This window comes from Bacillus sp. FSL L8-0099, from assembly GCF_038006385.1.
GTDB classification, from domain to species: Bacteria; Bacillota; Bacilli; order Bacillales; family Bacillaceae_G; genus Bacillus_A; species Bacillus_A toyonensis.
In genome coordinates this window covers 1-23,679 of record NZ_JBBOVC010000004.1, presented here as the reverse complement: position 1 = coordinate 23,679, position 23,679 = coordinate 1, and the positions used below count along the sequence as shown (strand labels likewise).

The window sequence follows — 23,679 nt, the reverse complement described above, 5'->3', positions numbered from 1 at the left end:
TTTTCTTCAGCAGTAACAATAATAGAATGAGATTAATTATGATTAAGATTAAATTGGTTCTCATAGAATCAGCCCATGAGAACCTGCCAATGCTCTAGCATTTCCGATTCCTTATATTCAATAAAGCATTGATGATAGTTTTTAAGCTCTTTCTCAATGAATAGATTGTTGTCGCGCATAATTTTTTCTTCCACTAGATTACCCTTCCGAACCATAAACACAATATCTTTCTTGAATTTAACAATTACATTTGCAAGAAACATTTTCCAGTCTGGATTGTTATCTACTATAGATACCCCCACATGTTCCGCGTGTTCAACAAATTCAATGCCATGAGAGATATATGTATGAACTTTCTTTTTAAGCTCCAGAAGCTCCATATAGACTCTTCTAAAGTCCTCTTGGATTCTCTTTAATGTTTCTTTGTAAACTGAATTAACCCCAGTCTTGGTAGAACAAACTCTTTTTACAACGCCATTCCAATCTAAAATACTATCAGTTGCTTTACGAGCCTCTTTTTTAATTTCCATATCAGACGCATGAGCCAATTGCAATGACATACTTGTAATACACTCATCTAAAACCTTAATTTCATCTACTAACTGCTTTTTTGTTTTTGCCATTTAAAATCATCCTCCAGTATTATATTTTGTGTGTCTATGATACATCATATCATTAAATTAATCTCATTGCAAATCTTTTGTTTAATCGAACGTTTGTAAAATTTCTTTTGTAACTGTCTCGCGTAAAACTCCCTGTTTTAATCCTAAGCGCTGTAAATGCTTGGTACAGCGCTCTGACGCTTCTTTAATACAATTGCTCTTGAAAGATAATTGCTTTCCTGTCTCGACTTCCAGAGTCATACAAATACTTGGTTTATGAAATCTAATCTTGCCTAACATATTTTCTTCTCCTCGTAATAAAACCCGTATTTTATTATTTAATTACCAAGTAATAGTTTCGATTGTACGATTCTCATGACTGATTAATACTGTTGTTCCTTGAATCGCTACATTAAGCTCAATTTCTCCCATGCTTGCATGTTGTACGCCTACCATATATCTTCTCAATCCTAGTTCGCGAACTTCTTGGAATGCTAATGCATAACCTGTAATCTTTCCTAATGATACTCCCTGTTCTAACCATGCTAATAATTTTTCCATTTTAAATTCCTCCATTTATTTATTTATTTATTTATGTGTTAAAAAATTTTTTTCGCCTTTTATGTTAACGTGTGACACCTTCACACTTTAGATTCAAATAAAAAAAGCTATCGCATCAAGTATACTTTGTTACTTTTAACCTCTTCAATCGAAACTTGATTCTCATATAGAATCTTATCTAACTCTTTACCCTCTGTAATATAATCCTCAACTACTCTATTACCTTCAAACACTACTGTAATAATCTGTCCTTTATTATATTCTTCTTTTACCTTTACTTCGACATCCTCGCCTATTTTACCATCTAACATTACAAGCTTTGATTTCCCATTTAAATTCATTTCAATTACTCCATGATATACCTTGTATTCTGGCTTATCATCCATTGTCTGTGCAAATACCATGCTTTTGAATATTCCTGCAATTGCTCCAAATGCCATTAATACTAACGCTACCTTTACCCATCTTCTAAGTTTCATATTTATCTCTCCAGTCCATTAATTAATTTATAATACAATGTTACACCGTCACACCATAACAGTCAAGTGCCAAAAAAATTTTTTCAGCCTTTTAACGTGTAATTCTTTCCACCAGAGTCATATTCCACAACATCATATTCCAAGCCTAACTTATTTAGAGCGCTATGAAATAACTCTCCAAAGTCCTCTCCTCTAATTTCCTTGTCTGGATGAGGAATCCAACTTTCTTTTTCTACAAGCATGTAGAATATATTTACAGCTACCATTTTTTGTTTATCCATCTCACCAATTATTTTCATGATTAATTTTTTACCCTGCTCAAAGCATGCTAACCATTCCATATTCTCATATTGACCAGTTACATAGTCAAAACGTTTATAGCTATCCTTGTACAGTGTTACAATCTTTTCTAATCGTTGACGTTGATTCTCATTCATTTCAAATCTCTCCTGTGCTTAAAAAAATTTTTTCGCCTATTAACCTATAACAATTCACTATGACTATATACATCAAACGGTGAACGTGGTCTATCAGTAGGTTCTTGTATTCCCCAATGCGCTCGATACACTGCATCCGCGTCTCCGCTCAATTCATCATCAAGTTTCTCATCTGTCCAGAATTCAGCAACCGCCACATTATAATTATCAATTTCATCAGACCACGAGAAAATTTTTTCCGCGCCATATTGAGTCCAATTTTCACCTTGATACTTCCCACGCATCGATACAAGTAAAAAATCTTCATAAACCACCTTATTTTGAAATGCTATTATTACTCTTCCATTATCTCTAACTATGAATACAACATTTTTGCCAGTGTTAAAGAATTTTTCTTTAACCCTTTGAACCTTGGCTAAATCCACATCATCAATTTTTTTCTCCGCGTAAAAATATTTATAGTCGCCCTTGTGTAACTTTTTCCACTCCATCTTTTCGACCCAATTATTTTTACTGCCTTTTAACGCCTGTACACAACGTTCTAAATCTCCCTCAGCGCATAATATATCTCTACCTGCCTTTACGTCCTCGTGGGCGTTCTGGAGCGTTACAAGATATTGTTTGTCGTCAGTCATTCTAATTTCATTATTTAATTCTTTTGTTTCAACTATCTCCGCGATAAAATCAGCGTTGTTTTTATATTCTTTTAAATTATTTTTCATCTGTATACAACTCCCCTATTTTCATTTATGGTTTGGCTCATCAGTATGAAGATTACCACTCTACCATATACGCGTGATTTCCCACGCGTTTCGCCTCAATGACCAAATAACATATTAATCCACATTTTCAATTTCTTTTCCGCTTCTTCCCATGTATCGAATATCTTCACGTTATTCCCTCCCACATATGCATGTATATGGACGTTGTTTTCATATTTGACAAATTTGAACCAAGATTTTCTTCTTGCAGTTATTTGACCAGAAAGTTCTAATTCATTTTGGTCATCCTTAAACCTTCTAAGTTTCTCTATTAAGTTCATCTTATTTTCTCCTTATTCATATATAGGCTTTTCAGTTGTTTTGTTTTCTCCTGCTCTCCGCTCAATAAATACTTCTACATCCGCGCCACCTAATACAGAGTAAATATTTCCATGTTTAACATTCTTATATTCTTCCAATAAATCGCTTTTAATTTCATTTGAAAATTTATTTTTACATGGGACTGTCTCAAGTAATTGATACCAGTTAAACCACCATCCACCTTCCTCATGTCCTCCAAACTCTCTAGTAACCTTGTATACACTTACATATACTTTCATGTCCTCTGGGGCTTGTATAGCTCCTCCAGTGCATTCTGTACATTCATGAACCAATTTGCCATCAATAAATTTTTGATTCCCAAAACCATCGCATGCAGTACATTGAATATTTAACATTTAAATCACTCCATTCATATTTTAATTAGCAATTTTCGAATCCTGTATACTTAGCTTTATAACCATTATTCACAAGCGTTGTTGCCATTCTTTTCGCCTTTGTAATAGCTTTCTTTTCATCTTCCATTGTTTCTGTATAACATTCAAATTCTTCGTTATACCATCTATCGTAGCCCCATACATTTACATTTAAATCATATTTCCCTTCATGCTCCGCAATTGTTACATTTATTTTAGAAACTCCATGCATAGCCTTTTTAATTTGTTTTTTAATTTCCGTTGCAGTCATTTTAAATTTCTCCTCTATAGTTAAATTTCTTTTTAGTTTGGTATGTATATATATCTATCTTAATTCATAGGGACTATCATGTCATATGCTAAATTACTATGAAAGCTGATACTAATTTCATAATATTCTTTTCCGTCTTTCTCTTTGATTCGAACCCAACATGAAGGCGTTAAAATTCTAAACTCTCTAAGCAGTCCCTCAGCGCTTACAAGGCGTTTCCCGAAGTTTGTGGCATTATCATATAGATAATCATCTGTATAGCTGTACGCGCACTCTAGGCTCTTAAATTCCCCACGCTCAATAGCACGTTTAACAACATCGTAACGAATCGTAGCAGAAACCTTTTTCAAATTCTTTTCGCCTGCTTTTTCCGCTCTCTTAGTTAATGCATTTAAAATAGATTTTACAATTTTCATATTTAATTTCCCCTTTATAATTTAATTTAAATTACATGTATTGATTTATAAATAATTCGCAATTGACACCGTATTTATCATTTACAATAAAACATTTCTCTTCTCTGCCTGTTGATAAGTCAAAATACTTTTCAACTCCAGTAATAACCATGCTATCTATAACAAGCCCAACATATTTATTTAATTTCATTTTCCACGCCTCCATATTTATTATTGAATTCTTCCCACGCGTTAACCTGTTCATCTATAGTCAATTTCTTTTTAAATAGGCTTTTAATCCATTTCATATATAAACACCTACCCTTATTTGTAATAGATTTTCTTATCAGCTAAAATTACAATCTCAGCGCCTTCTAATTTCTTTCCTGTCTCTTTATCTGTAAAGCTATCTTGTTTGTATGGGTTATAATACGCCTCTCTCATCCCTGCGCCTAAAATCAATTTCTCATTGTATCCTGCAATTCCCATAAAATTCCCTTTTACAAATGCATGTACATTCTTTTTTTGCTCTCTTAAAACTTTTTGTCTTCCTGACTCGCGAACCGTAAATTTTACATTTAATAAGATGATGTTGTTTCCATGAGCTAACACAAGATTTTTTTTCGCTCCGTTTTCCATCGTTCTACCTTCTAAGCTAAATACATTAAGATGTAAATTCCAGAAACAATTAACCCTTTGACTTTCTTCGACCATTCTATTTTTGAAGTAATTTAACATTTTATTTCTCTCCTTTAAAAATTTTTTCTCGCCTGTTACTAGGCTTGAGGCTTTTCAGCCTCAAAACCTTTCTTATAACTCTCTATGATTCCACCAAATCCATCGTTTAACATCTCTAGTTGTCCTTGTGTCGTTCGCTCGTGGTCTCCTAACTCTCCAAACCCATCGAATGAAATTGTTACTATATCGCCTTGTTTGTACGTTACACCGTGATAATCTTCTTTTTCGATTACTACATAATTTTCTTCAAACGTTCCATAATCATCAATTGCGAGTGCATAAGCAAATTTTTCGTCCACCTTGTCAATAATGAAGTGATTGATTGTAGTAATTTTTTCTGCTTGAGAATTTTTTTCCTTCGCGTCTGCTAACTCTTTCTTTACGTCTTGCAATTCTTTTTCTTGAGCGCTCATTTGCTCCGCTTGTACTGAAATATTTTTTTGCTCCGTTTCTTTTGTAAACATCCCTACACTGATAGCTGTAACCATAACCACTAATAACATTTTGATAAATTTTTTCATTTTTAATTTCTCCTCTATAGTTGAATTATTTTTTTGAGCGCCTGCTTTTACAAGCGCTCTGCAAATCTTTTGTTTAATTGTATGCTTAATGAATCGCAATTGCAATCTTTTTTCTTCGTGGTGATTTTTCGTAGCACATGTTACAAGTTGTTCCGCATGCTCCTTTTTTCACATCATCTGGACACGCTACATAATCAGCAGGTACATCAGAAGTTTTTTTGTTGTATGCAGTGAAGATGTTCATTCCCATTTCTTCAGCCATTGCAACGAATTTTTCTTTTGTGTCGTCCCATAAAGAGAACATGAAATTGATGTTGATGTCAGATAATTTTTTTCCCTCGCGTTTTAAGTGCGTTTTGATGAATGGAATTGATTTTGTATAGCATCCGAATTGGATTGGTAATCCTTTTAGATTCTCGGCAATTTGAACCCATGCATCGAAATATTCTTGAGAGTAGAAGTCACCAGAAACGTGAATTCGAACCGTTAAAGGCTCATCAGTGCCGTTTACAGTATTTTCTACTTCATGTTTTAAAGCTTCGATTTTTAGCATTTTTGTTGCCATGTCTACGAAATCAGCGCGCTTTGTCATCTCGAAATTGATATTTTGAGATTTTGAAACGTTATCCCAATTTCTGTAGTAATCTTTTAGCGCATAACATTTCATGATGCAATTTTCCGTTGCGTATGGACATGTTGCAACTGGTGGTAATGAGAAAGTTAAAATTCCATTTAATTTCTTGTTACCATTTCCGAAGAATAATCTCATTTCCCCATCCTTCGTATTTTGCTTTGCAAGCTCTAATTTATCATTTACTAATTTTGTACGTTTTTCAACAGTGCCATATTTTGGCTCTTTTTTCACTTTTGGTTTCTTTCCTAATGCCATTGCAAGCATATTCTCAACAGCAGGACAAGAAGGAGCGCTTTGCTCCTCCGCCTTAAATTCAGCATCAGCAATTTCAGCAACTACTTTATCAAGTCTGTCACGTAAAGCGATAAGCGCTTGATACAATTCTACTAATTCAGCCTTTTTCATAGCGCTATAACCACATTTTAGAGCTGAAATTTCAGCGCCTGTTAATTCCGTTGCAAGTTCTTCCTTTGCTGATAAGTTCATGTTAATGATGTTACGAAATGCTTTTACCTCTTGTTTTAATTCTGCTACTTTTAGTTCTTTCATTTTAATCTCTCCAATTCATTGTTTTATAGTTTAATTTTGATTTAAATTCATATTCTGAAATTTTCAGCCCATCAATTTAAAGCAAAGCTTCTCGACATGTTCCCTTTAGTCGCCTTGAGCATTCCAGTCTATTTAGCCCAAAACTTTAAAGCCTGTCATTTAGTTGTCAAAGATTCATGCTATTTGTTTAGCCACCTTGCATGTTACGTATTCGGTGATATGTTGGCGTTGCGCCTTCACTTCCCTTCAATTTCTTATTTATGTAGCAATGAGCAACCGCCCCAGTTGGGCATTGTAGTCGCTCGTGTGTTATCCGCCCCAGTGGGCATTCTAGATAACTTGTTTGTGTTTTGTGAGTTAGTGTCTCACTGGCACATCAATAATGTAACATAGGGTAAATACATTTTGCAATACTTTTGTTTAAATAAATTTCAAATTGATTTTTGACGATTCCCTTTGTGTATGCGCGCACGTATATTTAATAGGAGAAACTCGCTCGGATTTTGACGAATCAAGGGTAGCTAATACCTTGTGGCTGTAAGGACGAATCGAGTTATCCACAATGGTAAAAAATCTTAATAATTTCGCTTCTTTAATTCACAAACTCAAAACAGCTACAATCCGCGTTATATCAACATTTATAGCGTTTTTCAAAAAAATGATTCACAAATTGAAAAAAATACTTTTTAAATTCGCTTAAAATAGGGACGAGCCTTAGAGCCAAGTGGAATTCAAGACTTTATAAAAAAGATTTGCAGAAAAGATTCTATTTTACTTGTGGATAAGTGGAGGGATACTTACAGCGCCAAGGGATTGGAGGTTTTTTGAAAAAGAAAAAGAAAAAGTATTCTGAATATTAGAAGGTGTAAATGAGCGATATGTGGATAAACAAGGGCTGAACCGTTGGGAGAGTAAGGTGATAGCGCTTACATAGATGGGATTGACTGGTAATAAGTGGTAACAGTTAGATAACTGGAAAGGATTAGTAATAAGTGGTTGTTGTAACATGATTGTAACAATAAGGTGGGTTTGTGTAACACTACTGTAACATTGAAGAAAGGGTGTTGACAGGTGGTGGTATACATGGTACGATATGCGGTTATCCCTATGAGATGGCGTTACATACCATATATGTATAGGGTTTGTCAATAGGGTGATTCAAAATAGTTCGTTGGTATTTATTTACATATAAACCTCAACTATATTGAGCATATACGATATAGCGTTTAAGGTGTCTGGCGTCCTCTCTAAGCGTGTTAGGGGTCATGTAATGCTATGGTATTACTAGGACTGTTAGGAAGGTGGCGTATATAGGCGTTGTCTCCATATATGGGCATATGAGAGGCGTATACTGGGGATACCCTCATATGGTGTTAGCTATGGTATATGGTTGTATAGTTGCATACTTCTATACATGTTATGTGTATGTGATAGTGATGATGTATGTATGCATGAACGTTGATGTGATAGTGATGAGTGATGATGAGTAGTAGTGATGTAAGGTGACAGACAAGTGAGCATGAGTGATGATGAGTGATGATGATGTGTTGATGTTACTTGGATGCTTAAACCCTTGGCATGACTGGTCTGGTGATACCCTCGTGTGGTATGTGATGGTGTCATGTATACAAGTAGGTTGTATAGGCGATACATGTTGTTTGGTAATTGTTGGAATTAATATCGTTGTATATACAGTATTTATGCAGTGGTGGTTATTGTTAGTTGTATGGTTGGTGTCATGGTGGATGATTCGTTGGTATTACTGTGTTCATGGTGGTAGTATTGCTGGAAATATTTGAGGTTGTATGGCGTGGTGATGCGTGGTGATTTTGTATATTTATGTATAGTAGCTCCATGTTCCACACCGCATGCATTCCTTACCGAGAAGCCTTGTCCCTATTGGGTCGGTGGAAAATTTTCGGTTTCCCTCGCGCGCGTTACGCAATGCATAAACAACGTATAGGAAACGATTGCCATTCGTTGAACCTTTCTGTATTTTCCATTTCTTCCCATGCGTTCGCGCGTGTACGTGTGCGCGTATGTGTGCGCCTACCTGCATGTGTGGCGTGTACGTGTCGCACTAATAGGAAATAGTGTGACAGGCGTGGGGGGCTATTTTCCACATTTTGGTGGGGCGTTTCCTAGCCAACCGACCTATGTACCCTCATCCACACACCACAAATATTTTACCGATTGCGATACGAATCTTTCTTTAACCTTACCAACCATTGACTATTTTTCTATTTTATCCCTCTCGTAAAGCGTCTCGTCAACATCCTTACTTCCCCTACCCTATTTAACCATACAGAGGGGGTTATTTACGACATAAAATAGGTACTTAAATACAACTAACCCCTTCTATTACCTGTATCTGTACGTTAAGGGTCATTCGAAAGCCATTTTAACACTATTTCATCATTTATTCATCAATACGCCTATAACAAGCCATAAATCAGCCTTTTTAAGCGTTATTTAGCACTTTTGTCACGCTTTTATACCTTTTTACCCCTGTTTCGACTCATATTATCAAAAATAAGACGAATTTGGGCTTCTGACAGTATTATTTGCTACAATTTTACCACAAAATCGTCTCGGTTTTCCATATTTTACACATTACTTCATTACAATTTATCCAAATATAAACAAAAGCCGAGTATCTCTACTCGACTTAAAGCTCTCTTTCTATTGAATAGCTAACTAGAAATGCATCTATGCCATATTCTTTAACTAGTTCGCTCCATTTATATGAGATAATTTCAGCATCTAAATTCTCAGAATTCCCGTCATACTCTTCTCTATCGTATTCTATAGAGAATTTCTTGATGAACGTCTCGCCCTTGGTCATAACATTCATCTCGTAAAAAACTCTTCTCATGCTAGTCCTCCTTTGGAGTTTTCATAGTCTGTATTAAAGCGCTAGGCTGTTTTTTGATTCCTACCTTTTTCTTAGACTCTGGCTTAGCTTCTGGTTCTGAAGGAGTATTAATGTTAGCCATATTAGGTATAGCAAAAAACTCTCCCTTTTTTAAATGAGCCTTATAGAATCTGATAGCATATCTAACAACTTCAGCCTTCTTATTTCTTGGGATAGACTTCAACCACTCACCTATATCTTTGTCAGCTACCTCGTCCCAAGGCAATTTGTAGAACTTGGTATTCTCATTGTTCTCTTCCATTATTATTCAGCCTCCAGATTATTCAGATATACACCATATCTATAATAACCTTCTACATTGCTATCTCCGTTATTTGCAGGAATCGTAATTCCATAAACAATGTTACTTATCTTATCTTCAAATAAGTGAGCGCCACCACCTACTAGTAGTATCTCATCGATGTCTGTTTGGTCTTTCCACTTGTCCATGATAGCTCCTTGAATGCCAATGACAACCTCTTTAATTCCATCTTCCATTGCCTTCTTAAAGTTAACTGCTTTCGCACGTTTAGAAGGCTTGTATATGTATTCTCTATCTTTGTATGTAATCCCCTTCTTGGTCGCCTCTTCCTCAACTTCCTCTAATATATGTAGAAGGTCATAGTCTGTTACAGTATGTGAAGGGAATTCCTTTCTAATACACTCTCTAATTGAGTTGTATACGTCTCTAAACCCCTTTTTAACACTATGATACGTCTTCTGTCTTCTAAGCTCAGATACTATATCTAGGTCAGTCGTTCCACTACCAACATCGATAACAGCAACCTTCCAAGTCTCGTAACCTTCCTCTTCTACAGAAGCTTCTTCATCTAAATATCTTCCCATTACAGTAGATAGAGCCTGCGCTTGAACTTCTACATGCTCAACCTTAAAAATATGTTCATCCTCATTAACAGCAACTTCATGGATGCCTCTTTCATCCTCACCGTAGAAAGCATCAGCAATCTCTTCTTCACATGATGTTCCAGTTTCACCAGATGGTACACCTGTTACGATTAAAATCTTCTCTGTAGGAGCAATCTCTAGGTCATGAACCACTTTTGCCATTACAATCTTAGCCATGATTTTGAAGGCTTCAGTTTTATATCTCCCTTCATGCCCGTACACGTTTTGAATATCATCAACTTTGCTAATCTCTAATCCCCATACGTATTCAACATCATCTATTTCAAAAACATCTACATCTAGAGATTTATTGTTCATACTTTCTCCTGCGTCCTTCTTGAAAGCAAATGCACTAGGAAGTGTTTTGAAATAAGGTCTACCCTCTCTTGTGATACTTCTAATTTTTACTAGTCCGTTCCCTAAATCAATCCCAATGATTCTATCATACTTTTTCTTGCTCTTTTTACCTGCCATTTATAAGCGCCTCCTTCAATTTATATCTCTACAACGAATTATATACTCGCAAAATAGTAATTGCAACAGAAAGTTCAAAGTTTTGGGCAACCAATGGGTAAACTATTACATTATAATTCTATAAAATATCTTAAAAAACACCAATTTCACCCCCTGCGCACCAATACTTGACCAAAGTTTTGGACAATAAGAAAAAGGACTAAAAATTTAGTCCTCTAGCAAATTGAGTACAATATTATTGCCTTCAATTTCAATATAGCAGGTCGTAGTATTCTTAAATACCTTAGCTTTGCCCATAATTTTAGCTCTGTTCCATTGATATACAAATGTAATCCCTGCATTCTTTTCATCATCAAATCCATTCGCGAATCTCCATAGCATTTCTTCATCGCTAGTAGGAGAGGGGCGTATTACTACATTTCTACCATCTACTAATGTAGCGGTCATCATCATGTTATGCCATGAAGGCATATTTTCATTATTATCAAACTTTGATTTTTTTAACATTCTATCAATCCTCGCAATAGTTTAGTTTAATTATATAAAGAGCTTCGCGATACTTTTGTTCAAAAAAATAGAGATTTTAGATAGAAAGTATTGCGAAGCAGGGGATAGAAACTCCCCTAGATTTCTACATGCCTCGCTAAAAAGATATACTTCATAGACTCCATTTCTATAAGCGTTCTTCTGAACTCTGTGTCGAAATTGGGGTTTCTTTGCCAAGTAGGAAGAGTGATAACAACCCCTGCATATCCTCTAATCTGTTCGTACCTACTAATGTAGGCGAACTGATTTAACCGTAATTGATTTTCTTTAACAAAATATCTGAACTCTTGGTAGCTTGGCGCTAACACTGGAATAATTTTCATAGTAATTCTCCTTTTCTGTGCAATACTTTTGTTTTAATTTATTTTTGAAGGATACCACACATGGGTCTCCGATTTTCCTCGGAAGAGGTCTTTCTTCATTTCTAGTACTGTATCTTCTCCAAGCAATTCCTGTACAAAGACACTCTCATTTTGAAGCATGGCTTCAGAATCGTAGAAGAACCAACTGATATAAAGCTTCTTACGAGGGCGAGAACATGATACATAGAAAAGTCTTCGCTCTTCTTCCTCGTCTGGATTCATCTTGTGAGGAATAAGACCTTCGTTAGCATTCGGAACAAATACCGCGTCAAATTCCAATCCTTTTGAGGCATGGCTAGTCATAACCTGCACCGCATCTTTACCTTTAGACTTCGCTTGCTTATCCTTAATAGTAGATACATGTGCCAAGAATGCCTTAATATTAGGGAATTTAGAAGCCATAGAGCAAAGCTTTTCAATAGATTCCAATTTCTCTTCAATAGCAGATGCGTTAGGAGTCGTTTCATTAACGAACTCAATGTAGCGAGTTGCCTTGATTACATTACGAAGGAATCGCCCTGCATTCGTGCTAGAGTTAGACTGGTAGTGTAAATCACCAATAATCTTAGTGAAGTTATCGATTCCTCGCTTGAATTTCCATTCAGCATTTTGAGGAGTTACGCGTAACGCCTGCATTAAATTCATATCGTGCGAACCTGCAAATCGCTCCAGTTCCTCGACAAACTGCTTCCCTAAATATCGATTCGGTGAATTGATGATTCTGCGGAAACTGCTGTCATCTTCGCTATCTACTACAAGTCTTCCGTAGCTCAGTAAATCTAGGATTTCCTTTCTGTCGAAGAAGGATAGAGATTTGGAAACATCGTAAGGAATATCCTTATCTGCCAGTACTTCCTCAATGATTGCTGTATCCGCATTTGCACGAACTAGAATAGCAACTTCCTTATATGGCATACCACCATCCACTAAATCTTGAATCTGATTAGCGATTCCAACAATCTGCTTTCCTTCGTCTTGGTATAGAGAAAACTTAACTTTATCTCCAACTTCGCCAACACTCTCGGATGGCTTGAATTGTTTATATTTTTCAATCGAACTATTTTCGATAATTTTGTTTGATAGGTGAACGATATTCTGAGTTGAGCGGAAGTTCTTGTTTAATTCAATTAGTTTTACATTCTCAAATTCATCTTTGAAGTTAAGGATATTCTCAACATTCGCATTGATGAATGCATAGATGGATTGGCGGAAATCCCCAACTACGAATACATTGCGAGAGTTGATAAGCTTAATAATTTCAAGCACGATAGTCGATGTATCTTGATACTCATCAATCATGATGTACTGATATTGTTTTGCAATACGAGAACGGAATGCGCTGTCGTCTCTCAGTTTCTCGTAGAATCGCAGTAACATGTCATCGAAGTCTACTTGTCTAGATTCTGATTTAAGTCGCTCATACGTGGCATACGCCTCTCTGAGAAGGGGTTCTGACACTCCGTCTACAAATTCAACTTGCTCATTAATAATGAGATTGTCAGTTGGCTTCACCATATTCGCTTTTTGATAAGAAATAAACTGAGCAAGTTCTCCTGCCTTGATTCCTAGATTCATACCTAAATGGTTTCGCTCATCGCGAGGCTTGCATAAATCGTTGAGACGCGACATTTTCCACCAATCTGGGACAATCTGCAATTTATCAAACTCAGAATCTAAAACCTTCAATAATCGGTAAGCGATACTATGAAATGTGCCAAGCACAACCTTCTTCGCTGTGTCTTTGCCAATAAGTTTGCTAAGTCGCTTCTGCATTTCCTCGGACGCCTTCTTCGTAAACGTGATTCCTAGAATGCATGTAGGATTAATATAGTGATTGTTTACCATGTTTGCAATACGAGTGGTGAAGGCGCTAGTCTTTCCAGAGCCTGCACTTGCGATTGTACAAACGTTCCCATCAATAGTATCTACTGCTAATTGTTGTTCTGTTGTTAATTTCATAATGATTCCTCCTAGTTATCGTTAATGTTATGCTAACACATCATAACATTTCGTGCAATACTTTTGTTTAATAGATTTCTGTAACTCACTAATATAAAACCTTCTTTGTTTTATTACTGCTTTCATACTACACTATAACCTTATAATTTTGCAATACTTTTGTTTAATAAAAAAATAATAAATTTTAAGATACGTAGCGCTTCATAGGGGAGGGGCATTTTTTACAGATGTAATTGGACTACTTCGTTCGTAGAACGCATCAGTGAGTCAGTATGGAGATGAGAGAGGTATTCTGGAGGGTCTATGTACCTATCGATTCGAGATTCGTATTATAGAAGGCTTCTATTTTCTGAAAATTCTATACTTATGATTCTTATGGAATCTTATATTAATTAATAAGTAAAAGATATATAGAATCATAAATACTTAGGGTGTTCAAAAATTGAACTGGGTGTGTTTAAAAATTGAACACTATAGTTTTATAGAGTTTAAAAATTGAACACTATTTTATCCACAGAAAATGTGGATAAGTGAGACGTTTTATAGAGTTTAAAAATTGAACTCTATAGTGTTCAAAAATTGAACTCCTAGAGTTTAAAAATTGAACACTATAAAAAAAACATAGAGTTCAAAAATTGAACACTATAAAACAATCTTAAATGTGTCCAAATTGTGAACGCGAAAAGACAAAAAAAGAAGAGCATTATTTGCTCTTCAAGATTGAAACTATATATTGTTTAGCGGTGAAATACTTAACGTCTCCAATTGAATCGTATATCCCGTCCAATGTTTTAAATAGTATATCTTTCATGCTTCCATCTAGATTCTCAAGAAATTCCTTTTTAGAATCATCGCGAGCAATGATATGTACTGTATGTATTTCTTTGTTATATACGGATATTACATCAGTAAAGAATACATCTGCTGTAGGCTTAGTACATCCATGTTCAATTAATCTATCTTTAAATTCATCAGATGAAATCAATGTATCCTGCATATTGTCAGGTAGATTGGTAAGTATATAATTCTCTTCTTTCTGATTTTCAAGCAATATATCAATCTCTCTTCTATCTTTCTTAGAGATAATCTTGTCTCCAACAGTTTCGATAAGGCTATTGATTGTATCTTCGCCATTATGATGATTGAATCTATCCATCTGAGAATCAGAAGCAAACTTCTTCATAAACTCATCGTGTTTCTTTTGCATAAATGGTTTCAACTGCTTATACTGTTCCTGCGAAAGAAGAGGTATAGTAGTTCTAAGTTTAAATACAGGACTATCTTCTCTGTTACCATTTCTCTTATTTAATCTATGTACTTGGATAAGAAAATTGTTCTCTTCCAACTTTTTAATCTTAGAAATCAAAGTTCCCTTTGACAGTCCGCATCTTTGTGCCAACTCTGTCATCTTCGGATAGCATATATCAATAGCACTATCTTTATCGCAATATTCCCAAAGGTGTTGCCATACGAATATGCAATCAGCATCCATTATTTGCTTCCAATAGTAAGCCATGTACCTATCTACATTCCACATACTATGAATTCTAGAAGGGATTTCGTTCCCAACCTTGTTCAAATTCAAGTTTTCTAGATAGCTGAATGGGACTTCGTATGCCTCCTTATTCGGCATTTTTCTAGCTCCATCTTTCTCATCAATAGGGTAGTTTTCATCTACTCTCTTTTCGATAAAATGGATGTAGCCCTCGACATCATAACCATCTGGTCTAGCCATATTTAATTCCTCCACTTTATAGAAAAAGCAGGAGAGAAAAATCACAAAATTACTTTACCTCAATCTAACACATGTGATATTATTGAGGTAACAAATTAATGAAATCTGAATTGCTATTTTGTGATTCATCTCGGACGCTTTATCCTTGCAGGTCGGCAAACTTACAAAGGATAGGGCGTTTTTGCTTTTTCAAGATTTGTTTGTTGTATTCATTGTAGCAGAATCCCCTTCAATCTGACAATAAATTTCTGGTTCATTCGATTCAAATCGAGTTTCTTCTATTATACTGCAAAAATCACTCACCCAAATTTCTATACATCTCACTGATACGGAGATTTACACCCTCTAGGGGTGCGTATTTCCGTATACCATACGGAGATTTACACCACTAGAGGGTGTAAATGTGGGGGTCTAATAATAAGAGAACCAGACGAAGCAGATAGAGATAGTAGTGGGGTCGCGCGGTGGCGCTCTTTTCCCACTACTGAAACGCATCCTATTAAACAAAAGTATTGCAGAATATCATATTCTCTGTTAGAATTTATTCATAAGTTAACCTATACGGAGATTTACACCCCTTACTAGTGTATATCTCCGAGGGTATACGGAATTTTACACCAATAGGGGGTGTAAATCTCCGATAGGTGGGCGGAAATATACACCCCCTATTGGTGTAAATCTGGGGGTCTAATAAAAGAGAACCATTTAAGCAGAGGAGAACCATATTAAGAAGAGAGAGATAAGTGCATAGTCACGCGCAGTAGCGCTTTCGACTTTACACTTTAAGCAAAAATATTGCAGGAAAGGAGAATTCGATAGAATTTGAAACATAATAACTTTATTAAAATTAGCGACTCCCTAATCAAGCACGAAGAAATTACATCAGAAGAGAAATTTACATACGCTGTCATTCGAGCCAATAATCCAACTGGCTCTGCTACAGTTAGTATCGTAAACCTTCTCAAACAGATGGGAATGAATCACTCAGATAGTAGGAATAAATCTAAGATGAAAGGATTCGTTACCAATCTAGAAGTTCATCAATTTATTGAAGTATACGAAGACCAAGCGGAAATGTGCAGGATAGAGGCATCTAAGATGAAGCCTTCTACACTATACTTTATTAGAATGGTAGAGCCTAACAAGGGTGGATACTTCACAATGTTTGATGTGGATATTATCAAGAAATTTATGACACTGGATAAGAAGAAGAAGTTCGGAGTATTCTCAGTGTACGCTAGTATCGTATCTCCTATATTTGAGAGCGAATCAAGTTGCAAGGTGTCTTGGATTTCTCAAGGAACAATTCAGTTAGAAACAGGTATTAGCGACAAGACCGTATCAAAGTACATCTATATATTAAAAGATGAACTCAATGTTATCGATTTTAGAAAAATGAGATTCACAGCCAAAAAGCAGGTTAAGAATAAAAGCATTTCTAAGACACATAACTTCTACTGGAGAGTAGGGGATAGCGCGAAATCGATTTTTGTCTATATAAAGGATGCTATGGATAAGCTAGGCTATAGCAATGAAACTCATTATATCCAAGTATTAGATAGAAATAACAATCCTATTAATGAGGTGGAATAGTTGGCAGTAATTAAAAATGGCACGACAGAGCAATACAAACAGAAGAAAGATGAGATATTGGAACTATGGGCAACTTTCATGGATGAATATCGAGACTTAAAAGATACGCGAGTTAAACGTGTATTTGAAATTATCGACCTTGCAGGCGTATATGATATGGAAGACGGATTCTATAAATTCGTAGATTCTGTATATCCAATGTCCAGAGAAGACTATGATGAGCTTCCTTATCATAGTAGTAAAGACGATTTCATCATGCATAAGATTAGTCATATCATCGCAAATGAGATATACGCCAGTTTCCTTGATGATGAGAAATTTCTATATATAATGGAGAATCTCAGATTCATTATATTAAAAGGAATTAAAGTTAAGGCTGAGAAGGAGATAAAGAACCGCGAGAAGGAAATTGAGGAATTAAGAAAAGTAATTCAAAAAAGCGGTTGTTAATCTAGTGTGATTGTGTTACACTAACACTATAACACATAAGGTTAACGGAGGAATTGCAAATGAATTTATTAGAAACAATGGATGGAAGAGAAATTCTTCGATTAGGAGAAATTAAACGTACTGCAGAAAACGTATCTAAGAGAGAATTTACGGATGTTTTCGAGGTTAATTATAACTACTATATGAACTGTATTGGCAATAGAAGCGCACCAAGCGGAGTGCTAGTACAAAAGTTGATTGAATATATACAGACACCAACTGAGAGAATGTACGAAATGATTTTTGCATACCGTTCTACAGATAGAAATACAAATAAGTCTGTTAAAAGAGATGAGTATGGGAAAGAAGTATTCCATAAAGAGCTTAGAATGGATAGAGAGACATATCTAAAAGCAATTGGTGAGCTTGAAAAAATGGGAACTCTTAAAGAACCAAAGATGTAATAAGCCTATAGAAGCCTTGAGCTTCTGGCTAGTTCTACATTAAACAAAAGTATTGCAGAAAATGAATAAATGTTATATGATATACACACAAAGGCGAATAAAACAAAGGTGAATTTAAACAAAGGAGCTAAACAAAAGTATGGAAATGATAAGAGGATTCTGTTCATACCGTCCGTTAGAGAATTATCTAGCGACACTATCAACAGATGAAGTGAATGCATTATATCTAAGTGGCGAGCTAGATAAGATGTATGACGATGTTGAGCGAGAAAGAGAAATGAGAGCAACAGCAAGATTTATTACAAAGATGAAAACATACAGAAAAGCACAAGGAGAGATGAAACGTGAAGTACTTCAGTAGTTCAATTGCAGGTAAAAAATTGGTGGATTTCCAACAGCAGGATTATTCTGTTGAAAAATTCGGTGATAGATTAGAAGTAATAAATGAAGTAATTGGTGATGGGGAAGGAAATGTGCATGAATTCTTCTCTACATACTTTGGTGAATATTACGATGTAAGCCCAACACAACAAGGTTGGATGGCTGAGCAGGATGCTGTATGTCGAACGTTAGAGATGCTAGGTACATATCTTCTTAATGCAAAAGATATTGATACTAACAGAAAGGTAGAGTACCGATTCTGGAAGAGTGAGAGAGAATTCAAACAATATAAAGAGTCTGAGAACGTTGTAGCTTCAGCATTCGAAACTGGAGAGGGCAATTCAGAAGTAGAAGTATTCGACATGTTCTATTCTAATGAAGATAAGAATCAGAAGATAGTTAAGGGTATGAGCATTCTTTCTAAGGATATTAGGGAGATAGTAGAGATTGGTAGATTACAAGACCTAGTCGAAAAGGCAGGAGACGACTCGTTTGTAAAGATGATTGAAAATCGAATTGACACATCTCTTCCTATTATAATGGATGAAGAAGCTCGTGCGAGACTCCTAAAAATTCGCAAAAACGTAAAAGGCTATGTAACTCGTTGGATTCGCGAGGCGAAAGATAACCAGATTGCTATTAAAAAGGCTATCAAGCGTCCTATAGAATTTAAGAATCTGCTTAAGGATGAGGGCGTGGCAAACAAGTTAGATGCCATTGATTTCTCTGATATTGTAAATAACAAAGAGCTTCTGAGAATGCTTAATAGAGAAGATATGATGGATGAGGATGGACTAGGTCTTATCATCTACGACTACAATAGAATGCTAGATAGAATGGTTCTGACTGTTCGTGAGCAAAGTATTGTTGACTCATTCAGACAGGGATATGCACAAGAAGAACTGGAAGAGTTGCTAGGAATCAAGAAGAATACTGTTTCCGAAACGATTACACGAATCGCTAAAAAGTCAGCAGAATTCTATGTTAAAGAGCTTTATAAAATTGCCATCAAAAATAAATAAAAAAAATATGAGAAATGATACGAACTATTTCGGAGGCTACTGCTATATATAGTGTAAGCCACTAAGCAAAAGATTTGCAGAAGTGGTTAAATTGATTTAAAAACTTAGCAATTAATGATTGCCTCCTAAATCGTTGTATCTCAAATTTGCCCAAGTCTCCTAGCTTGGGCTTTTTATTATGCCGAAGAGAAGTAAGGGATATGCTTATCGTCGTAAGATGGTAGAGTGGGTTCGACTCCCACCTTCGGCTCAAACAAAATTATTACAAAACTAATAAAACAAATATTTTATTAAATCTCATAATGGAATGAGAGAGAAAGGGAGATATCAAATTATGATGAAAACAACAGAAGTAGTAAACGCAATGGCAGAAATTACAGGTGGAACTAAGAAAGACGCAAAGGCACATTTCGATGCTTTTAAAGAAGTAATTGTTGGCGCTGTAACTCGCGGAGAAGATGTAGAACTTAAAGGTTTAGCTTCATTTGTATCAAAAGAAGTTGCACAAGGAACTGCTCGTAATCCTCAAACTGGTGAAGAAATCGTTGTTCCTGCACACCGTAAAGCATCTGCTAAATTAGCAAAATCATTACGTAAATTCTAATTTAAAACAAACATAACTGGAGACATTGTTCTCCAAAACATACCCAAGGAGTCATGCTGATTGGCGTGGCTTCTTTTCATGGTTGTCCTCGTTGGATAATAACTGGTTCAAATCCAGTTGCAACCTGCTTGTTTTTTCTCGACATGTATTTTCCTCCTACTATATATGTTATATGTCTTGCGGATAGGAACGGTACTATCCGCATTACGTGTCTGTAGCTCAGTTGGTTAGAGCATCCGCCTGTTAAGCGGAGGGTCGATGGTTCGAGTCCATCTAGACACGCCATTATGTTCTGTGAAGGTCAGCGACAATATCCAGTAAGAGCTTAATTAAAAGCGAGTACCTATGATTGTCATGTGGGTTCGATTCCCACCTACAGAACTCCATATGATTTGACATTGGTTTAAGCCAATTGATAATCACCTTAATCTTGGTTCATTTTAAAACCTCCTACCTCCTGTTCTAGCTGTGGTGGCTAGAACAACCTTGGGGATATAGTGTAGCGGTTAACACACATGGCTGTCTACCATGTAGCACGAGTTCGAATCTCGTTATCCTCGCCAAATGTGGAGAGTTACTCTAATTGGTAAGAGACTAGTCTTGAAAACTAGCGTAGGTGTAAAAGCCGATGGGGGTTCAAGTCCCTCACTCTCCGCCACATTATTTCGGTGTAGACAAATTGGTAAAGTCACTAGGCTTTGACCCTAGAATTTGGAGGTTCGACCCCTTCCACCGAAGCTTAACGGAAAGGTACTCAAGTTGGTTAAGAGGACTGTTTGCTAAACAGTTAGCACTATTATTAGTGGCGCAGGTTCGAGTCCTGTCTTTTCCTTTTCTTTACTTATATTTTCACACACAGAGTTTCGCTACGGTTCTCATGAAAGCATACTTCTGGACTCTTATTAAGAGGACTATAGGGGCTTAAAATAACGGTAGCTTTTATTATATGGGTGTAGGCTAGAGGTCAGTCACTCCGTTTGGGGCGGAGGTCACGCAGGTTCAAATCCTGCCACCTGTACCATTAAATTAGCAAACAAGGGAGAATGAGAGAGTTATGCTAAAGAGAACAACTAATTATGATTCAAAGATTACAAAGGCAGAAGGTATTTTTAAGAACGCACAGACAGTATTTTCAGATGCAATCGCAACGGTTGATAAATCTGATGCTGAGCTTGATGCAGTTATCTTAGAAGCCCAATCTGAAATCGCTAAGAAGCGAAATGAAATCGATGCTTTGCAAAGCTCTGTAGATAGAGCGAACGAAGGCAAAGAAATGAATGCTCAATTTAGAGCTAAGATTAATAACTTTATTGAAATTAACTAATTACATGCGCCTTGAAATATAGGCGCTATATGGGCGAGTATGCAAGAGGTTAAAGCAGGCTGACTGTAAATCAGTTACTTTATGTTTCGTAGGTTCGAATCCTACCTTTCCCACCACATGGAGAGATGGCGAAGTGGCTTAACGCGATAGGTTGCAACCCTATTATTCGTGAGTTTGAATCTCACTCTCTCCTCCATGGGGCATTCGTATAGAGGCTATTATCTCTGGCTTCCAACCAGATGACGAGGGTTCGATTCCCTCATGTCCCTTTTTATTCATTTGTAGTCCTCCTATTTTTATATTTAATTGGTCGTTCTGAGATATCGGCAAATATCTCAGTTATTGCCGACTTAGCTCAGCAGGTTAGAGCGGTTGCCTTGTAAGCAACAGGTCGTGGGTTCGATTCCTACAGTCGGCATTTTTTTTTGCGGAATAGTTTAAAGAAGAACATCTGTTGAATAAGTGTACATATTGTCAACAGAAGGGGTGGTTCAAATCCATCGTTCCGAATCATGTCCCATTGGTGAAATTGGCTAACACACTCGACTTTCTATCGAGGATTTGCAGGTTCGAATCCTGTATGGGATGCCATCTTAGGGGCTTAGTTTAACGGTAGAACAGAGGTCTCCAAAACCTCCAGTGTGGGTTCGATTCCTACAGCCCCTGTTGTAAGTTCTTTTAAAATTAAATATTGTGTTGCACTGCTATATGCGGTGCGTTGAATTCCTCCAAGAGAGGTCTTATTATTTGGGTCTTTTAAATCGTATTAGACCAAAGCATTCTGCAGTGCGTTAGGGTGTGTAGTACACCAATCCTTTGTGTATTAAAGTTATTTATCTTTAGTTGCACTCGTTATTCTCGCACACTCCTTTGTGTTTACCTTGTGAAGTTTCGTGCTTCACAGCCTAACGCACTGTAGAAATGTCTTATTGAGAGAGAGGGAACATAGACATGAAAGACATTAAAACAAAACAAGAGTCCCTAAATTCAAACTGGGAATTCGTTCAAGAGAAAATTAATGACATTAAGAGTCATGAAAGTATTGATATTAAACAAATCTCTGATATGCAACGATATGTTGAAATGCAGAAAAACATTGCAGAATCTTCTTATCATTTAGAAGCAGGGAGGTTACTTAACGGTGAACCAAGTTAAATATGAAATGCCAGTAGACTCACATAAAATAGCGATGGAACATATCGCTTACTTCATTGGCGGACATCCATATGGAGAAACAAAGCGCAATATTGCAATTGTCCTAGATAAGAATGATACGTTTGAACTTTTAAAAGTAATTGACCTATCATTGTATGATGAAAGGGCTATTGACTTGGGTGCTGAAGAATACTTTCTTGTTACCTCTGATATTGGGGATGAAGGCAATGCCTTTTACGCAGATGATATCAAGGGCGTTAATAAGAAATACATTGACCATGAGTCAGACATTATGATTCTACCGCATTACTTACCGCAAGAGGTTAAAGAACACTTTGGTAGTGGTAGTAAATTTAGAATTGAATTAAAACTAGAATCTGTTTATGACGCATTAACAGATGTAATAAAAATTGCAGAAAACATTTAGGGAAGGGGAGTAATCTCCTTTCCTTTTATTCGTGTTTCACAAGGCGGTGATGTGTATGGCGCGACAGCCATCGGAAAAAAAGACTTGTTTGAAATGCGGTAAAGAATATGCGGTTTCTTCTTTTTATTCACACAGGAATCCGTTAATCAATGAAAGATTTGGATTCTGTAAAAAATGTGTGAAAGAGAATGTCGATTTAGACGACATGGACACAATGGTTGATTTTTTACGGACAATGGATATTCCGTATTTCAAATCGCAATGGAAAGTAGCAAATGACGCTAGTACAGAGACAGTCGGCACTTACTTCAAAAATATCAATTCACTCAAGCAGAATCAAGAGAAGAGATTCAAAGATAGTGATGATTTAACAGGAAGAACAAATAGAGCCGAACTGACCGAAATCGAATATGAAGATTTCGAGGTAACCGAAACTATTGTCAAGAGATGGGGAAGAAACTTGCAAAAGGACGATTATATGTTCCTGCAAGAAGAGTTCGATAGACTCGCAATCGCCTATGGATGCGACACCCCAATCCAAGAGAACATCTATAAGAATATGGCACGTACTCAATGGTTAGCAAATACCGCATTAGATGACGGTGACGTTGGTAAGTTCGAAAAGTTAATGAATACTTTATCGAAACAGATGAACGATGCTAACTTAAAACCAGTCCAAGACATGGGTAATACCCAAGACAACGGATTAAATGACTGGGGTTCTTGGGTAAAGAAAATTGA

Annotated in this window: 32 protein-coding genes and 12 tRNA genes; 23 read left to right on the top strand and 21 right to left on the bottom strand. The window is 36.2% G+C overall.

Features of this window, described 5'->3' with window-relative positions; translation table 11 throughout:
* Window positions 1–68: 68 nt before the first annotated feature.
* From MHH42_RS30960 to MHH42_RS30895, 14 genes are all read right to left on the bottom strand, one after another.
* Window positions 69–623 carry a hypothetical protein gene (locus MHH42_RS30960; RefSeq protein ID WP_340895487.1) on the bottom strand — a complete coding sequence of 185 codons (555 nt, stop codon included), beginning with the start codon at window positions 621–623 and terminating at the stop codon, window positions 69–71.
* 81 nt (window positions 624–704) lie between these two features.
* On the bottom strand, window positions 705–902 hold the full coding sequence (locus MHH42_RS30955; RefSeq protein ID WP_098126405.1) for a hypothetical protein: 198 nt from the start codon (window positions 900–902) through the stop codon (window positions 705–707).
* 42 nt (window positions 903–944) lie between these two features.
* A complete protein-coding gene (locus tag MHH42_RS30950) occupies window positions 945–1,163 on the bottom strand; it encodes a hypothetical protein (RefSeq protein ID WP_340895483.1) in 219 nt (72 codons plus the stop codon).
* A 107-nt stretch (window positions 1,164–1,270) separates the two neighbouring features.
* Window positions 1,271–1,642 (bottom strand): hypothetical protein, encoded by a 372-nt coding sequence (locus MHH42_RS30945; protein ID WP_340895482.1) that lies wholly within the window; start codon window positions 1,640–1,642, stop codon window positions 1,271–1,273.
* Window positions 1,643–1,725: 83 nt separating this feature from the next.
* Window positions 1,726–2,079: a hypothetical protein gene (locus tag MHH42_RS30940; RefSeq protein WP_340895480.1), complete on the bottom strand. Its 354-nt coding sequence runs from the start codon at window positions 2,077–2,079 to the stop codon at window positions 1,726–1,728.
* 44 nt (window positions 2,080–2,123) lie between these two features.
* On the bottom strand, window positions 2,124–2,801 hold the full coding sequence (locus MHH42_RS30935; RefSeq protein WP_340895479.1) for a hypothetical protein: 678 nt from the start codon (window positions 2,799–2,801) through the stop codon (window positions 2,124–2,126).
* 95 nt (window positions 2,802–2,896) lie between these two features.
* Window positions 2,897–3,121, bottom strand: coding sequence for a hypothetical protein (locus tag MHH42_RS30930; protein ID WP_340895478.1), 225 nt, complete (start codon window positions 3,119–3,121; stop codon window positions 2,897–2,899).
* A 12-nt stretch (window positions 3,122–3,133) separates the two neighbouring features.
* Complete coding sequence (locus MHH42_RS30925) at window positions 3,134–3,517, bottom strand: hypothetical protein (RefSeq protein WP_340895476.1); 384 nt, start codon at window positions 3,515–3,517, stop codon at window positions 3,134–3,136.
* A gap of 25 nt (window positions 3,518–3,542) precedes the next feature.
* Window positions 3,543–3,806, bottom strand: a complete 264-nt coding sequence (locus MHH42_RS30920) for a hypothetical protein (RefSeq protein ID WP_340895475.1) — start codon at window positions 3,804–3,806, stop codon at window positions 3,543–3,545.
* Window positions 3,807–3,865: 59 nt separating this feature from the next.
* A complete protein-coding gene (locus MHH42_RS30915) occupies window positions 3,866–4,222 on the bottom strand; it encodes a hypothetical protein (RefSeq protein WP_340895473.1) in 357 nt (118 codons plus the stop codon).
* 31 nt (window positions 4,223–4,253) lie between these two features.
* Window positions 4,254–4,412: a hypothetical protein gene (locus MHH42_RS30910; RefSeq protein ID WP_340895471.1), complete on the bottom strand. Its 159-nt coding sequence runs from the start codon at window positions 4,410–4,412 to the stop codon at window positions 4,254–4,256.
* Window positions 4,413–4,525: 113 nt separating this feature from the next.
* Window positions 4,526–4,939 carry a hypothetical protein gene (locus MHH42_RS30905; RefSeq protein ID WP_340895469.1) on the bottom strand — a complete coding sequence of 138 codons (414 nt, stop codon included), beginning with the start codon at window positions 4,937–4,939 and terminating at the stop codon, window positions 4,526–4,528.
* Window positions 4,940–4,977: 38 nt separating this feature from the next.
* Entirely contained in the window at window positions 4,978–5,460 is a 483-nt protein-coding gene (locus MHH42_RS30900; protein WP_340895467.1) for a hypothetical protein, read from the bottom strand.
* Window positions 5,461–5,545: 85 nt separating this feature from the next.
* The gene (locus tag MHH42_RS30895) at window positions 5,546–6,643 is read right to left on the bottom strand and encodes a GP88 family protein (protein ID WP_340895465.1); all 1,098 of its coding nucleotides are present in this window, start codon (window positions 6,641–6,643) and stop codon (window positions 5,546–5,548) included.
* A gap of 1,526 nt (window positions 6,644–8,169) precedes the next feature.
* On the opposite strand from MHH42_RS30895, the gene MHH42_RS30890 reads away from it, so the two are divergent.
* Window positions 8,170–8,442: a hypothetical protein gene (locus MHH42_RS30890; protein ID WP_340895463.1), complete on the top strand. Its 273-nt coding sequence runs from the start codon at window positions 8,170–8,172 to the stop codon at window positions 8,440–8,442.
* Window positions 8,443–9,311: 869 nt separating this feature from the next.
* Here MHH42_RS30890 and MHH42_RS30885 read toward each other — a convergent pair.
* The 7 genes from MHH42_RS30885 to MHH42_RS30855 form a co-directional block, all read right to left on the bottom strand.
* A complete protein-coding gene (locus tag MHH42_RS30885; protein WP_340895462.1) occupies window positions 9,312–9,518 on the bottom strand; it encodes a hypothetical protein in 207 nt (68 codons plus the stop codon).
* 1 nt (window position 9,519) lies between these two features.
* Window positions 9,520–9,819, bottom strand: coding sequence for a hypothetical protein (locus MHH42_RS30880; RefSeq protein ID WP_340895459.1), 300 nt, complete (start codon window positions 9,817–9,819; stop codon window positions 9,520–9,522).
* Between the two features lie 2 nt (window positions 9,820–9,821).
* Entirely contained in the window at window positions 9,822–10,937 is a 1,116-nt protein-coding gene (locus tag MHH42_RS30875) for a ParM/StbA family protein (protein ID WP_340895456.1), read from the bottom strand.
* A gap of 207 nt (window positions 10,938–11,144) precedes the next feature.
* A complete protein-coding gene (locus MHH42_RS30870; RefSeq protein ID WP_016084880.1) occupies window positions 11,145–11,444 on the bottom strand; it encodes a hypothetical protein in 300 nt (99 codons plus the stop codon).
* A 116-nt stretch (window positions 11,445–11,560) separates the two neighbouring features.
* Window positions 11,561–11,806 (bottom strand): hypothetical protein, encoded by a 246-nt coding sequence (locus MHH42_RS30865; protein ID WP_340895454.1) that lies wholly within the window; start codon window positions 11,804–11,806, stop codon window positions 11,561–11,563.
* A 33-nt stretch (window positions 11,807–11,839) separates the two neighbouring features.
* A complete protein-coding gene (locus MHH42_RS30860) occupies window positions 11,840–13,804 on the bottom strand; it encodes an ATP-dependent helicase (RefSeq protein ID WP_340895452.1) in 1,965 nt (654 codons plus the stop codon).
* Window positions 13,805–14,507: 703 nt separating this feature from the next.
* On the bottom strand, window positions 14,508–15,539 hold the full coding sequence (locus MHH42_RS30855; protein ID WP_340895450.1) for a helix-turn-helix domain-containing protein: 1,032 nt from the start codon (window positions 15,537–15,539) through the stop codon (window positions 14,508–14,510).
* A gap of 822 nt (window positions 15,540–16,361) precedes the next feature.
* Between MHH42_RS30855 and MHH42_RS30850 the strand changes: the two genes are divergently transcribed.
* From MHH42_RS30850 to MHH42_RS30745, 22 genes are all read left to right on the top strand, one after another.
* Complete coding sequence (locus tag MHH42_RS30850) at window positions 16,362–17,132, top strand: hypothetical protein (RefSeq protein WP_016084876.1); 771 nt, start codon at window positions 16,362–16,364, stop codon at window positions 17,130–17,132.
* Window positions 17,133–17,582, top strand: a complete 450-nt coding sequence (locus MHH42_RS30845; RefSeq protein WP_340895448.1) for a hypothetical protein — start codon at window positions 17,133–17,135, stop codon at window positions 17,580–17,582.
* A 59-nt stretch (window positions 17,583–17,641) separates the two neighbouring features.
* Window positions 17,642–18,025 (top strand): hypothetical protein, encoded by a 384-nt coding sequence (locus MHH42_RS30840; protein ID WP_016084874.1) that lies wholly within the window; start codon window positions 17,642–17,644, stop codon window positions 18,023–18,025.
* 139 nt (window positions 18,026–18,164) lie between these two features.
* Window positions 18,165–18,386, top strand: a complete 222-nt coding sequence (locus MHH42_RS30835; RefSeq protein WP_016084873.1) for a hypothetical protein — start codon at window positions 18,165–18,167, stop codon at window positions 18,384–18,386.
* Window positions 18,370–19,428: a hypothetical protein gene (locus MHH42_RS30830; protein WP_340895444.1), complete on the top strand. Its 1,059-nt coding sequence runs from the start codon at window positions 18,370–18,372 to the stop codon at window positions 19,426–19,428. Before MHH42_RS30835 ends, MHH42_RS30830 begins: the two co-directional genes overlap by 17 nt.
* Before the next feature lie 334 nt (window positions 19,429–19,762).
* Window positions 19,763–20,032: an HU family DNA-binding protein gene (locus tag MHH42_RS30825; protein ID WP_016084871.1), complete on the top strand. Its 270-nt coding sequence runs from the start codon at window positions 19,763–19,765 to the stop codon at window positions 20,030–20,032.
* A 208-nt stretch (window positions 20,033–20,240) separates the two neighbouring features.
* A tRNA-Asn gene (locus MHH42_RS30820) sits at window positions 20,241–20,317 on the top strand.
* A 203-nt stretch (window positions 20,318–20,520) separates the two neighbouring features.
* A tRNA-Asp gene (locus MHH42_RS30815) sits at window positions 20,521–20,595 on the top strand.
* A 5-nt stretch (window positions 20,596–20,600) separates the two neighbouring features.
* Window positions 20,601–20,690, top strand: a tRNA-Ser gene (locus MHH42_RS30810).
* Between the two features lie 6 nt (window positions 20,691–20,696).
* Window positions 20,697–20,770 (top strand) — tRNA-Gln (locus MHH42_RS30805).
* A 6-nt stretch (window positions 20,771–20,776) separates the two neighbouring features.
* A tRNA-Ser gene (locus MHH42_RS30800) sits at window positions 20,777–20,864 on the top strand.
* Between the two features lie 114 nt (window positions 20,865–20,978).
* Window positions 20,979–21,053: transfer RNA gene (locus MHH42_RS30795), tRNA-Pro, on the top strand.
* A gap of 33 nt (window positions 21,054–21,086) precedes the next feature.
* Complete coding sequence (locus MHH42_RS30790) at window positions 21,087–21,356, top strand: hypothetical protein (RefSeq protein ID WP_340895441.1); 270 nt, start codon at window positions 21,087–21,089, stop codon at window positions 21,354–21,356.
* Between the two features lie 31 nt (window positions 21,357–21,387).
* Window positions 21,388–21,472: transfer RNA gene (locus MHH42_RS30785), tRNA-Tyr, on the top strand.
* A 3-nt stretch (window positions 21,473–21,475) separates the two neighbouring features.
* A tRNA-Cys gene (locus MHH42_RS30780) sits at window positions 21,476–21,552 on the top strand.
* Window position 21,553: 1 nt separating this feature from the next.
* Window positions 21,554–21,625: transfer RNA gene (locus MHH42_RS30775), tRNA-Gly, on the top strand.
* 75 nt (window positions 21,626–21,700) lie between these two features.
* Window positions 21,701–21,774 (top strand) — tRNA-Thr (locus MHH42_RS30770).
* A 96-nt stretch (window positions 21,775–21,870) separates the two neighbouring features.
* Window positions 21,871–21,947: transfer RNA gene (locus MHH42_RS30765), tRNA-Glu, on the top strand.
* Window positions 21,948–21,951: 4 nt separating this feature from the next.
* A tRNA-Trp gene (locus tag MHH42_RS30760) sits at window positions 21,952–22,022 on the top strand.
* 285 nt (window positions 22,023–22,307) lie between these two features.
* A complete protein-coding gene (locus MHH42_RS30755) occupies window positions 22,308–22,511 on the top strand; it encodes a hypothetical protein (protein WP_340895437.1) in 204 nt (67 codons plus the stop codon).
* A complete protein-coding gene (locus MHH42_RS30750; protein ID WP_340895435.1) occupies window positions 22,498–22,938 on the top strand; it encodes a hypothetical protein in 441 nt (146 codons plus the stop codon). Before MHH42_RS30755 ends, MHH42_RS30750 begins: the two co-directional genes overlap by 14 nt.
* A 55-nt stretch (window positions 22,939–22,993) precedes the next feature.
* Window positions 22,994–23,679, top strand: a 686-nt coding sequence (locus tag MHH42_RS30745) for a hypothetical protein (protein ID WP_340895434.1), incomplete at its 3' end; no start/stop codon positions are given.

Bases quoted from the DNA above. Each gene is read 5' to 3' on its own strand.
- MHH42_RS30950 (WP_340895483.1), bottom strand. From the start codon at position 1,163: ATGGAAAAATTATTAGCATGGTTAGAACAGGGAGTATCATTAGGAAAG.
- MHH42_RS30755 (WP_340895437.1), top strand. From the start codon at position 22,308: ATGAAAGACATTAAAACAAAACAAGAGTCCCTAAATTCAAACTGGGAA.
- MHH42_RS30915 (WP_340895473.1), bottom strand. From the start codon at position 4,222: ATGAAAATTGTAAAATCTATTTTAAATGCATTAACTAAGAGAGCGGAA.
- MHH42_RS30890 (WP_340895463.1), top strand. From the start codon at position 8,170: ATGATGAGTGATGATGATGTGTTGATGTTACTTGGATGCTTAAACCCT.
- MHH42_RS30870 (WP_016084880.1), bottom strand. From the start codon at position 11,444: ATGTTAAAAAAATCAAAGTTTGATAATAATGAAAATATGCCTTCATGG.
- MHH42_RS30875 (WP_340895456.1), bottom strand. From the start codon at position 10,937: ATGGCAGGTAAAAAGAGCAAGAAAAAGTATGATAGAATCATTGGGATT.
- MHH42_RS30790 (WP_340895441.1), top strand. From the start codon at position 21,087: ATGCTAAAGAGAACAACTAATTATGATTCAAAGATTACAAAGGCAGAA.
- MHH42_RS30900 (WP_340895467.1), bottom strand. From the start codon at position 5,460: ATGAAAAAATTTATCAAAATGTTATTAGTGGTTATGGTTACAGCTATC.
- MHH42_RS30925 (WP_340895476.1), bottom strand. From the start codon at position 3,517: ATGTTAAATATTCAATGTACTGCATGCGATGGTTTTGGGAATCAAAAA.
- MHH42_RS30855 (WP_340895450.1), bottom strand. From the start codon at position 15,539: ATGGCTAGACCAGATGGTTATGATGTCGAGGGCTACATCCATTTTATC.
- MHH42_RS30895 (WP_340895465.1), bottom strand. From the start codon at position 6,643: ATGAAAGAACTAAAAGTAGCAGAATTAAAACAAGAGGTAAAAGCATTT.
- MHH42_RS30840 (WP_016084874.1), top strand. From the start codon at position 17,642: ATGAATTTATTAGAAACAATGGATGGAAGAGAAATTCTTCGATTAGGA.
- MHH42_RS30905 (WP_340895469.1), bottom strand. From the start codon at position 4,939: ATGTTAAATTACTTCAAAAATAGAATGGTCGAAGAAAGTCAAAGGGTT.
- MHH42_RS30955 (WP_098126405.1), bottom strand. From the start codon at position 902: ATGTTAGGCAAGATTAGATTTCATAAACCAAGTATTTGTATGACTCTG.
- MHH42_RS30935 (WP_340895479.1), bottom strand. From the start codon at position 2,801: ATGAAAAATAATTTAAAAGAATATAAAAACAACGCTGATTTTATCGCG.
- MHH42_RS30835 (WP_016084873.1), top strand. From the start codon at position 18,165: ATGGAAATGATAAGAGGATTCTGTTCATACCGTCCGTTAGAGAATTAT.
- MHH42_RS30825 (WP_016084871.1), top strand. From the start codon at position 19,763: ATGATGAAAACAACAGAAGTAGTAAACGCAATGGCAGAAATTACAGGT.
- MHH42_RS30940 (WP_340895480.1), bottom strand. From the start codon at position 2,079: ATGAATGAGAATCAACGTCAACGATTAGAAAAGATTGTAACACTGTAC.
- MHH42_RS30865 (WP_340895454.1), bottom strand. From the start codon at position 11,806: ATGAAAATTATTCCAGTGTTAGCGCCAAGCTACCAAGAGTTCAGATAT.
- MHH42_RS30910 (WP_340895471.1), bottom strand. From the start codon at position 4,412: ATGAAATTAAATAAATATGTTGGGCTTGTTATAGATAGCATGGTTATT.
- MHH42_RS30945 (WP_340895482.1), bottom strand. From the start codon at position 1,642: ATGAAACTTAGAAGATGGGTAAAGGTAGCGTTAGTATTAATGGCATTT.
- MHH42_RS30885 (WP_340895462.1), bottom strand. From the start codon at position 9,518: ATGAGAAGAGTTTTTTACGAGATGAATGTTATGACCAAGGGCGAGACG.
- MHH42_RS30880 (WP_340895459.1), bottom strand. From the start codon at position 9,819: ATGGAAGAGAACAATGAGAATACCAAGTTCTACAAATTGCCTTGGGAC.
- MHH42_RS30860 (WP_340895452.1), bottom strand. From the start codon at position 13,804: ATGAAATTAACAACAGAACAACAATTAGCAGTAGATACTATTGATGGG.
- MHH42_RS30960 (WP_340895487.1), bottom strand. From the start codon at position 623: ATGGCAAAAACAAAAAAGCAGTTAGTAGATGAAATTAAGGTTTTAGAT.
- MHH42_RS30930 (WP_340895478.1), bottom strand. From the start codon at position 3,121: ATGAACTTAATAGAGAAACTTAGAAGGTTTAAGGATGACCAAAATGAA.
- MHH42_RS30920 (WP_340895475.1), bottom strand. From the start codon at position 3,806: ATGACTGCAACGGAAATTAAAAAACAAATTAAAAAGGCTATGCATGGA.